Below are 9004 nucleotides of genomic sequence, written 5' to 3'. Positions count from 1 at the left end.
GGAATTACTGCTTTAGGTGCTGGTTCATTGTTGAAAAAAAAGGATAAATAATAAGGGATTATTTTTAAGTCCTATCAACTAAAGATATCACCATAATTGTAGAGCGAGTTAAGTCCATTATTATGGACTTTTTTTTTGTGATAATCTATAAACTTAATTGCAAGTATAAATCCCTGTGATGGTTACCGCAACTCTAAGTGACTGGCGCAACATCGTGAAATAAAGAACAAAACAGGCAAAGGCTATCCTAAAAAAAAACAGTCAGTAATTTGGCGTATAAGTTAATTTAACTTTCCACTGTTATCACCCTTTGTGGTAGGTTAATTTTAGCAAATGTGATCGAGTTATTTTTTGTTGCAAAAGAATAATTCGGCGTAAAAGTTAAAGTTTTACCCGGTTAAATCCGCTGATCAATTCTTCGGTGCTTGAGATTTTTTTTGAAACTATCCAAAATCTTAATTGCCCACTTAGCGGTGCAATTAACTCAATTTATCTACCTACTCAACCAGGAGAATTCCTTTGATTAATTTTTCTAAACAATTAGGTGTTGTTACTACTGCTATCGCTGTAACCTCTGTTACTGTTGGAGTTTTACCGGCTGCTGCTTTCCAGATAATCAAGCACGAATTCAGTGGCACTCTTGAATTGTTATCTTATTATAGAATCTTTGATCCTATAATCTTTGATCCTATAATCTTTGATCCTATAATCTTTGATCCTATAATCGATGAGCCTTTTATAGAGTTTGTTCCACAAACTATAAATTACGAGGGATTTGTTGAGTACACTACTGAAGGAGAATTACTCTCTTTGTTTCTTAATAGACCATTATTTTATTGTTTTCCTGATATTAATCCTCGAACCGTTTTTACTACAGTAGGTTCTGATAATATTTTTATGCTTGACTGTTCGCGTTCTTCTGCTCTTAGTACGTTTAAAGCTACCCCTGATAATTGGATTATAGATGTCGATTTTGGTAGGGCTGTTGATCTATCAAGTGAGACCTTTAGCTGGAACAGAGAGTCAGGAATTAGATTTTATGAGAACTTAGGCTTCATTGGTTCAACTACCTATGTTGATCCCAATCCTAATTTTAAGGAAACCATTACCAACGATCCGTCAAAGCCCGATCCAACCAGTGTACCTGAACCGGTTTCTGGATTAGCACTGCTGGGAATTACTGCTTTAGGGGCTGGTTCATTGTTGAAAAGAAAGGATAAATAATCAGGGATTATTGTTCAGGATTATTTCAAAGTTATAGAAGCTAATTATAGAGCAAAAAAAGTCCATTATTATGGACTTTTTTTTGTGTTATAATCTATCAAATTTATTGTAATTATACTTGTAATGGTTCCTAATAATTACAAAGACTGGCTAGATATTGCAAATGAACGGGCGGCAGATGCAGACGCTATACTCAAAAATAGAAGTCAATCAATTGGATCAGTTTATATGGCAGGCTATGCCATTGAATCTAGTCTCAAGGCTTTATTACGATCTAGAAATAAATCATTTCCGAAACATGGCAATCAGGGGCATAATCTACGGCGTTTATGGGAAGCAGCGGGATTTCGTCTCTCCGATATCCGTGACTCTACAGGTGCAAAGACATTTTTTATAGAAAACTGGGATACATCCCTACGTTATCAAATAACCTGTAATAGTAGCCTGACAATGGCGGAGTTGGTAGATGGAGCAAAGCAGTTAACAAACTTTATAAAGTTTAAAATTAGTCCTAAATCCCGGAGGCGCAGATGAACCATTCAGAAATCAAAGAGCGTATTCATCAAAATATGTCGCGGGCAGCTTTAGAGATTACGGATCTGCGGGTTCAACCGGATCCGTTTCTAGGCTGGCGTATTGCTGTCATTTCCCTAGGATTTGATGGCAAATCCAAACAAGAACGTAAGAACATTGTTCTAGAGGGGCTAGAAGAATTGACAATTCAGTGGTTAGATTTGCTCACTCCTGAGGAGAAGGAGCAGGAATGGGCTGACTCTGTTCCCATTGATTCTACCCTGGAAAACGTACCCTTTTGGCCTGAAGCTCTGGCTCGCTCTCGCTCTGGCTCTAGTAATCCTGAAGCAATCCTATTTCCATCGGATCTAGACGAAGACCTTGACCGACCGATCGTTGCAACATTTTATTCCCTTAGAGGAGGAGTGGGTCGCTCAACTGCCCTGGCTTATACTGCCCGAATTCTTGCTAGTCGTGGACGCACTGTGCTCTGTGTTGACATGGATTTGGAAGCTCCAGGATTAGCGGCTTTGTTTGGAAAGGAAAACGAGATTAAGGATCAACAGGGCTTGGTATTTGTTTTACTAAGTTTGGAGCAAGGGGAAGAGCCTGACATCCGTAATCATATTCTGAGGGTTTCTGAAACCGATGAGATTTACTGTCTTCCGGCAGGTTTGCCCAATGCCAATTATGCGCGTTTACTGAGCTTTATGGAACCTGGAGCTTGGTATCGGGAAGATAGAAATCCATTACGTGAACTGATTCAGATTTTAAGTAGTGATCGTCTTCCTTTCAAACCTGATGTCATTTTACTAGATGCTCGCACAGGAATGACTCCTCTCAATGGACCGCTGCTGTTTGACTTGGCTGATCTGGCAATTATTGTTTTCTTTCCTAATCTTCAAGCTCAAAGGGTTACCGGTGAACTAGTTCGTGCGTTGCTTGCTGCTGAGACTAGACGAACTGAAACTGAACAGCGGCTTACTCCAGAGCCAAGATTTATTGTGTCTCCAATTCCTGCTAGTAAAGCACCAGAAGTTGTGGAACGATACCAACATAGAGCTATTGAATGGATTGGAGATTGGCTCTCTGTGCTCAGGGATAAACAATCGAGATCAGAGCCGATTAAAGAATCAGATATTACACATTTTATTCCCTATCGAGAAGAGATTGCCACATCAGATAAAATTTTATCTAATCAAGAAACATGGCGTGACTTTGAGCCGGTTGCTGAATGGTTAGAAGGTTTTTTACAATAAGATATTGCACCAAGTTTAAACTTTATCTGTAAAGGTAGGGAACAGGTAAAAAAAATATGTTTACCTAATTAGCCTACAGACCGCTATACAAAAAAAGCGATGCTCTGAAAGAGCCGCTACGCGAGTGACGCGATCGCTTTTTTTTACCCTTAAAATACCCCCCCAAAAAAAATTATTAAAACCCTTGACAAATTAATATAATAATCATTACAATTATTATGTAACACGATTCAAATCTTGAGCTATGTCGCAAGAATTTATCCCTAACCCCGACAATAATCCTGAACATCAAATTTATGACATTAATCTTGAAGATCTTTTCCCAAAAGAACAATATGTTCAGCACATTTTAAAGGGGCCTCGTCAAGGAGTAACTAATACTATTCATACCCTGTCTGCCATGGGCTACGCACAAGCTTCCGAATGGAGTCCTCTGCAACCTACCGGCATGCCAGGGCAGGTGATTACTATCATCACTAAGTATTGGATGCTACGTTAACACGTTAGTTTTTCGGGGGGTTTCTCCCCCCTTGGCAAAAACCAAGGTTCCGGTATGATTAAATAGGATCATATTTCGATGGGTTCGGAAACTGAGTGACATAGCGATTTACATCCACTTACTGTGGACTTGAAATAGCCGTGGATATTATTTCTACGGCTATTTTTTTTGTTCTTAAGTATTTAATTGAGTAGGGAACAGGGAGTAGGGAATCGGGAATCGGGAATCGGGAATCGGGAATCGGGAATCGGGAGTAGGGAGTAGAGAGTAGGGAGTAGGGAAGACAATTTAAATGTATATCACACTTACTATAAAGCGCTATATAATTTAAAAATCTATCATGAACAATCTTGGTGATTTATCATAACATCAAAAACTATTCAGAGCTCTTTACTACTGTTCCCTGTTCCCTGTTCCCTGTTCCCTTTTTTGATCAATCATAGGTTCACATTTAAACTAAAATTTATATATGGTTAAATCCCTAATTAAATCATGGTTTCTGTGCTTAAGTCTATCCTTAGTTTTAATAGCTTGCAATGGTGCTACCCTTAAAAAACAACAGCCAGAAGTGGTGAGCTTAACGGTATCAGTGGCTGCTAGCTTACAAGATGCGATGAAAGCTATCAAAGTACTCTACACTAAGGAAACACCAGATGTTACCATTATTTATAACTTTGCTTCCTCTGGTTCGTTGCAACAACAAATCGAACAGGGCGCGCCAGTAGATGTTTTTATTTCAGCAGCTCCGAAACAGATGAATGCTCTGGACTCTAAGGGGTTTTTACTAGAAGGTACAAGGGAAAGTCTTCTTAATAATCAAGTAGTATTAATTACTCCTAAAGATGAGACGGGTATCTCTAATTTTAAGGACTTAACCTCTGATAACATCAGTAAAATAGCAATGGGAGACCCGGAAAGTGTACCAGCTGGATACTATGCTAAGGAAGTTCTGACTACTCTTAATTTGTTTGACCAGCTCAAACCGAAGTTAGTTTTTGGAAAAGATGTTCGCCAAGTTCTATCTTATGTGGAAACCGGTAATGTGGATGCTGGATTGGTGTATGCAACAGATGCCAAAGTATCAAACCAAGTTAAACGAGTTGCTACTGCTCCGCCAGAGTCTTACTCCCGGATTATCTACCCAGTAGCGGTATTGAAGGAGTCTAAAAACCCTGATTATGCTAACCAGTTTGTGCAGTTTATTATCGGTGAATCAGCTAAAACTGTATTTGAGAGCTATGGGTTTATTATGGTTGATAATTGACAATTAACTAACCTATGGAAGATTTATCTCCTTTATGGATTTCCCTAAAGACTGCTGGCTTGGCTACTATCTTGGCTTTCTTTATGGGAATTACGGTAGCGGGCTGGATGTTTAGCTATCAAGGGAAAGGTAAAGGAATTATTGATAGTATCTTAACCCTTCCGATAGTGCTACCGCCTACAGTAGTTGGCTTTTTATTACTGTTGTTACTAGGTAGAAATAGCCCAGTGGGACAGCTATTGAGGCAATTGGGAGTATCTGTAATCTTGTCTTGGCCTGCTACTGTGATTGCTGCTACTGTCGTTGCCTTTCCTTTGATGTATAAAACTGTATTGGCAGCTTTCAAACAAGTTAATCAGGATTTGATTAACTCTGCCCGTACCTTGGGTGCTTCTGAATGTAGGGTATTTTGGCAAGTGTTGCTACCTTTGGCTTGGCCAGGGGTGATGGCGGGGACAGTTCTGGCGTTTGCTAGAGCTTTGGGAGAGTTTGGCGCTACGTTAATGCTAGCTGGGAATATTCCTGGTAAAACCCAAACCATTGCGATCGCAATCTTTTTTGCAGCCCAAGCCGGGAGGATGGGGGAAGCACTACTATGGGTGTTGATTATGGTAGCGATCGCTGTCGTGGCAATCACCATCATTAACTATGAACAGGGAGTAGGGAGTAGGGAGCAGGGAGCAGGGAGCAGGGAGCAGGGAGTAGGGGAAAAATTATTTGTACCTTATCAGTATGATAAATGCTATAGATTAATCAAGCGTTGCTGCTCAATAATTAGTCACTGGTTACTCCCTTCGCGCAAAACCAACATTCCCTTCTCTAACATAGAAGTAAGTAAGGGATCCCCCCTAACCCCCCTTAATAAGGGGGGAAAAGAGCAGGGAATAGGGACAAAATCTCACATAGAAGTAAGGAAGGGATCCCCCCTAACCCCCCTTAATAAGGGGGGGACTAGAGCTTCCCTCATAGAACCAAGTCAAGGACTTTTAGTAGAGTTACGAAAAGAGCTAAGCTCTAGCTTTACCCTAGATGCTAAATTTACTGCTAATGGTAAGCCCTTAGGTATCTTAGGAGCTTCTGGTTCTGGTAAAAGTATGACGCTACGGTGTATTGCTGGTTTGGCTACACCCACTCAAGGCCGCATTGTCTTGAACGGAAGAGTTTTGTTTGATTCCAAACAGGGTATTAACCTTCCTCCTCACCAACGTCGCATTGGTTTTGTTTTTCAAAACTATGCCCTGTTTCCCCACATGAATGTTGCTGAAAACATTGGGTTTGGCTTGCAGGAATTGCCCAAACCCCAAAGGAATGAACAGGTATGGAAATACATTGAACTGATGCATTTACAGGGACTGGAAAACCGCTATCCTCACGAACTTTCTGGGGGACAGCAGCAGCGGGTAGCCTTGGCAAGAGCAATAGCGATCGCACCAGAAGCGTTACTGTTAGATGAGCCCCTTTCAGCCCTTGATACCTATCTCCGGAATCAGATCGAAATGCTACTAACGGAAGTTTTCTCTACCTATCAAGGAGCTACTCTTTTCGTTACCCATAAATTAGAGGAAGCTTACCGAGTTTGTGGTAATCTGTTAGTACTTTCCGAAGGAAAGGTTATTGCTTCTGGTACTAAAGAAGCTATTTTTGAGCATCCTCCTAGCTTTAGGGTAGCACAATTAACGGAGTGTAAAAACTTTTCTCGGGTTGAAATTATTGACGACCAAAAAATTCAAGCCCTGGACTGGAACTGTAGTCTCTCAGTTGTGGAACCGATTAGGAAATCTTTAGCCTATGTTGGCATCCGTGCCCATCATCTGAGATTTCTAAATAAGCCAAATTACGACAATACTTTTCCCTGTTGGCTGGTGACGATGAGTGAAACCCAACACCGAGTTACACTGTATCTAAATTTATATACTGCTTCTAGGAATACAGAACTTATGGATTGCCCCCTAAATCCCCCAATTCTGGGAGACTTTGACATGATTCCCCCCCAAAGTTGGGGGGTTAGGGGGGCAAAAGCAACTAAACTTGGTAAGTCCTACAACCCTCAACAATACCACCTCCAAGCTGAAGTTTTCAAGGAAAAATGGCATCAGATTAAAGCTTGGCCTCAGCCATGGTATGTGCAGTTAGATGCTTTGAGGTTGATTTTGATGGAGAGTTGATTTAAGTGAGTGCGATGCTCCTTGCTACGTCAGCTTGGTCTACAGGAAGATGAGATTTAACCATGCCATTACTATGAGTCGATTTTCATTCCCAGCTACATTTACCCCTGACGAGTCGGATGGTGGGTTTGTGGTAACTTTTAGGGATCTCCCAGAAGCCATTACTCAGGGAGATTCCATGGAACAAGCCTTGGCTGAAGCAGCGGACTGTTTGGAAGAAGCCATTGCTGCGAGAATTGATGACCAACTCGACATCCCCAATCCTTCATCCCCGGAAGGGGGAGACTATTTAGTGCCAGTGCCAATTCAGACTGCCTTAAAAGCTGCCCTTTACCTGGCCATGTGTGAGACAGGGACACATCACTTGTAGCTCACAGAAGCGACAAGGTTTTGAAAAAAGCGTACCCTAAATATTAGAAGAAGGACGAAAGACTCGTTCAAAGGGTTGTTTGCGATAGCGTCGATAGATATCAAAATCCTTATCCAAAGTAGCGATCGCCGCAATATTCAAACGTTCAGAAATTGCGATAAGAGACAAATCAGAAAAATCACCAGGCAAGTCAGCATACTGGGCGTTTAGCTCAGCGATACGGGCTTTCGTCTTGCAGTAAGAGCGACTCACACTCATAGATGTTATTTGCCAGATGAGTTAGAAATTCATTCTGCACCCGCCAATCAGACCCTAGCAACCATAGCACTTCTGTAACACAACCTACCGTTGTCACTAACCGACTGCTACAACTGGTAAAAAACTCAACCACCTGACTATGATGTTGATCGGCTGAATCATAGAAAGCCACCAACAAGCCTGTATCCACCAAAATAGCAGGATGATAGGTCATACTTCTCGTTGATGGCTTGCCCGTATCCGAGAAGCAATAATCTCTCTACGAGTATCCCGATCAGATAGATTTCCCACCGATAGCAAATGTTTAGGCATTCCTCCCATTCGTTCTAAAACCGATTTTTGGGATTGAAAATTTTGGCGATAATCCCGCAGCAATTTTTTGATCAACTCACTGCTAGTTGTTTTTTCCTGACTTAAAATTTCAACTAAATACTGTTCTGCCTCTTGATCCAGACTCACATTCAACATCACCTTTTCCTCCATGGTACTGTTGCCTTCTTTCAATCTTACAATTTTCTAGACCTCATGGGTTTTCTTCAAGAGCCTTTTGCAATTGAGAAATTACAGTCTCTGCTGACTGAGGTCGTAACTTGCCCTGTTGAAATGTGGCAATCGATTCTTTGGCATCCTCAGCAATTTCTTTACGACGGGATTCGATCAGACGGTTTTTGATGATTTCAACCAGCATAGCCTGCTGTTCAGGAGGGAGTTGACTGACGGTGTTGAGGGCTTCTTCAAGGGAAGTTGTCATTGGCTTAACAGAGAGAGAGCTTTGGTCGCTAGATTCAATTCTATCGGGTTGAATACTTACACGCTTGCACCGAATCGAAGGCAGAAGAAAAGGAGTAAGGTTTAAAGGGTAATGGTGTTTTATCACTAATTATCCAGACAGGATATCAGTGCGATGCTCCTTGGCCTTTGGGCCACGCTACGCGAATGGAGCCGCTACGCGAACGCATTCTCTTGTAGCTTGGTTTGAAGCAAGGAAACCCAACACTATCTTTTGGCTTGGGAATCGCTACCATTTCCAATCCTCTTCATCCCAATAATTTTTAATCCGATCATCAATTAATAATTCATCATCACCATTTTCTGCCATTTCTTTAAATGCTTCTTCCCATCCTTGACGAGAGTGGGATACTGGCGAAATGATCACCTTTCCATCTTCTACTGTTATTTCAACTACATTGGCTAAACCACATTCTTCAATAATTGCTTTAGGGATTCTAATTCCTTGGGAATCTCCAATACGTACAATTGCCGCTTTCATCAGCTTAATTAATAGATAAACTTATTGGTAATTAACATCTTAGCACTAATAATTAATAATCTCTCTATAGTGTACCTAAATGAATGGTGAGTGATAATTTTTGTACCCTGTTTCCTACTCCCTGTTCCCTGTTCCCTGTTCCCTACTCCCTATTCCCTTTACTATTTTAATTGAAGAGATCT

Annotated in this window: 12 protein-coding genes; 7 read left to right on the top strand and 5 right to left on the bottom strand. The window is 41.1% G+C overall.

Annotated elements, in window-relative coordinates; translation table 11 throughout:
• Positions 1–519 precede the first annotated feature (519 nt).
• From F6K52_RS26730 to F6K52_RS26700, 7 genes are all read left to right on the top strand, one after another.
• Positions 520–1224, top strand: a complete 705-nt coding sequence (locus F6K52_RS26730; protein WP_293085473.1) for a hypothetical protein — start codon at positions 520–522, stop codon at positions 1222–1224.
• A 123-nt stretch (positions 1225–1347) separates the two neighbouring features.
• Positions 1348–1758, top strand: coding sequence for a HEPN domain-containing protein (locus F6K52_RS26725; RefSeq protein ID WP_293085470.1), 411 nt, complete (start codon positions 1348–1350; stop codon positions 1756–1758).
• Positions 1755–2996: a hypothetical protein gene (locus tag F6K52_RS26720; protein ID WP_293085467.1), complete on the top strand. Its 1242-nt coding sequence runs from the start codon at positions 1755–1757 to the stop codon at positions 2994–2996. Before F6K52_RS26725 ends, F6K52_RS26720 begins: the two co-directional genes overlap by 4 nt.
• A 244-nt stretch (positions 2997–3240) precedes the next feature.
• Positions 3241–3495 (top strand): hypothetical protein, encoded by a 255-nt coding sequence (locus tag F6K52_RS26715; RefSeq protein WP_293085464.1) that lies wholly within the window; start codon positions 3241–3243, stop codon positions 3493–3495.
• Between the two features lie 469 nt (positions 3496–3964).
• Positions 3965–4759, top strand: a complete 795-nt coding sequence (modA, locus tag F6K52_RS26710; protein ID WP_293085461.1) for a molybdate ABC transporter substrate-binding protein — start codon at positions 3965–3967, stop codon at positions 4757–4759.
• Positions 4760–4773: 14 nt separating this feature from the next.
• Entirely contained in the window at positions 4774–6924 is a 2151-nt protein-coding gene (gene modB, locus F6K52_RS26705; protein WP_293085458.1) for a molybdate ABC transporter permease subunit, read from the top strand.
• A 49-nt stretch (positions 6925–6973) separates the two neighbouring features.
• On the top strand, positions 6974–7294 hold the full coding sequence (locus F6K52_RS26700; protein WP_293085455.1) for a type II toxin-antitoxin system HicB family antitoxin: 321 nt from the start codon (positions 6974–6976) through the stop codon (positions 7292–7294).
• A gap of 36 nt (positions 7295–7330) precedes the next feature.
• Here the strand turns inward: F6K52_RS26700 and F6K52_RS26695 are convergent, their stop codons facing one another.
• From F6K52_RS26695 to F6K52_RS26675, 5 genes are all read right to left on the bottom strand, one after another.
• Entirely contained in the window at positions 7331–7552 is a 222-nt protein-coding gene (locus tag F6K52_RS26695; protein ID WP_293085452.1) for a hypothetical protein, read from the bottom strand.
• The gene (locus F6K52_RS26690) at positions 7506–7766 is read right to left on the bottom strand and encodes a hypothetical protein (RefSeq protein ID WP_293085449.1); all 261 of its coding nucleotides are present in this window, start codon (positions 7764–7766) and stop codon (positions 7506–7508) included. Before F6K52_RS26690 ends, F6K52_RS26695 begins: the two co-directional genes overlap by 47 nt.
• On the bottom strand, positions 7763–8056 hold the full coding sequence (locus F6K52_RS26685; RefSeq protein WP_293085445.1) for a hypothetical protein: 294 nt from the start codon (positions 8054–8056) through the stop codon (positions 7763–7765). Before F6K52_RS26685 ends, F6K52_RS26690 begins: the two co-directional genes overlap by 4 nt.
• Positions 8057–8075: 19 nt before the next feature.
• Positions 8076–8303 carry a hypothetical protein gene (locus F6K52_RS26680; RefSeq protein WP_293085442.1) on the bottom strand — a complete coding sequence of 76 codons (228 nt, stop codon included), beginning with the start codon at positions 8301–8303 and terminating at the stop codon, positions 8076–8078.
• A gap of 267 nt (positions 8304–8570) precedes the next feature.
• Positions 8571–8822, bottom strand: a complete 252-nt coding sequence (locus F6K52_RS26675) for an AbrB/MazE/SpoVT family DNA-binding domain-containing protein (RefSeq protein ID WP_070394748.1) — start codon at positions 8820–8822, stop codon at positions 8571–8573.
• Positions 8823–9004: the final 182 nt, after the last annotated feature.

Origin of the sequence: Moorena sp. SIO3H5 (assembly GCF_010692395.1) — a bacterium.
Lineage (GTDB): Bacteria > Cyanobacteriota > Cyanobacteriia > Cyanobacteriales > Coleofasciculaceae > Moorena.
This window is presented reverse-complemented; position numbering and strand designations above follow the sequence as displayed.

Excerpts from the sequence above, each read along its gene's own strand:
- F6K52_RS26725 (WP_293085470.1), top strand. The coding sequence starts at position 1,348 with ATGGTTCCTAATAATTACAAAGACTGGCTAGATATTGCAAATGAACGG.
- F6K52_RS26700 (WP_293085455.1), top strand. The coding sequence starts at position 6,974 with ATGAGATTTAACCATGCCATTACTATGAGTCGATTTTCATTCCCAGCT.
- modB (WP_293085458.1), top strand. The coding sequence starts at position 4,774 with ATGGAAGATTTATCTCCTTTATGGATTTCCCTAAAGACTGCTGGCTTG.
- F6K52_RS26720 (WP_293085467.1), top strand. The coding sequence starts at position 1,755 with ATGAACCATTCAGAAATCAAAGAGCGTATTCATCAAAATATGTCGCGG.
- F6K52_RS26680 (WP_293085442.1), bottom strand. The coding sequence starts at position 8,303 with ATGACAACTTCCCTTGAAGAAGCCCTCAACACCGTCAGTCAACTCCCT.
- F6K52_RS26695 (WP_293085452.1), bottom strand. The coding sequence starts at position 7,552 with ATGAGTGTGAGTCGCTCTTACTGCAAGACGAAAGCCCGTATCGCTGAG.
- F6K52_RS26690 (WP_293085449.1), bottom strand. The coding sequence starts at position 7,766 with ATGACCTATCATCCTGCTATTTTGGTGGATACAGGCTTGTTGGTGGCT.
- F6K52_RS26675 (WP_070394748.1), bottom strand. The coding sequence starts at position 8,822 with ATGAAAGCGGCAATTGTACGTATTGGAGATTCCCAAGGAATTAGAATC.
- modA (WP_293085461.1), top strand. The coding sequence starts at position 3,965 with ATGGTTAAATCCCTAATTAAATCATGGTTTCTGTGCTTAAGTCTATCC.
- F6K52_RS26715 (WP_293085464.1), top strand. The coding sequence starts at position 3,241 with ATGTCGCAAGAATTTATCCCTAACCCCGACAATAATCCTGAACATCAA.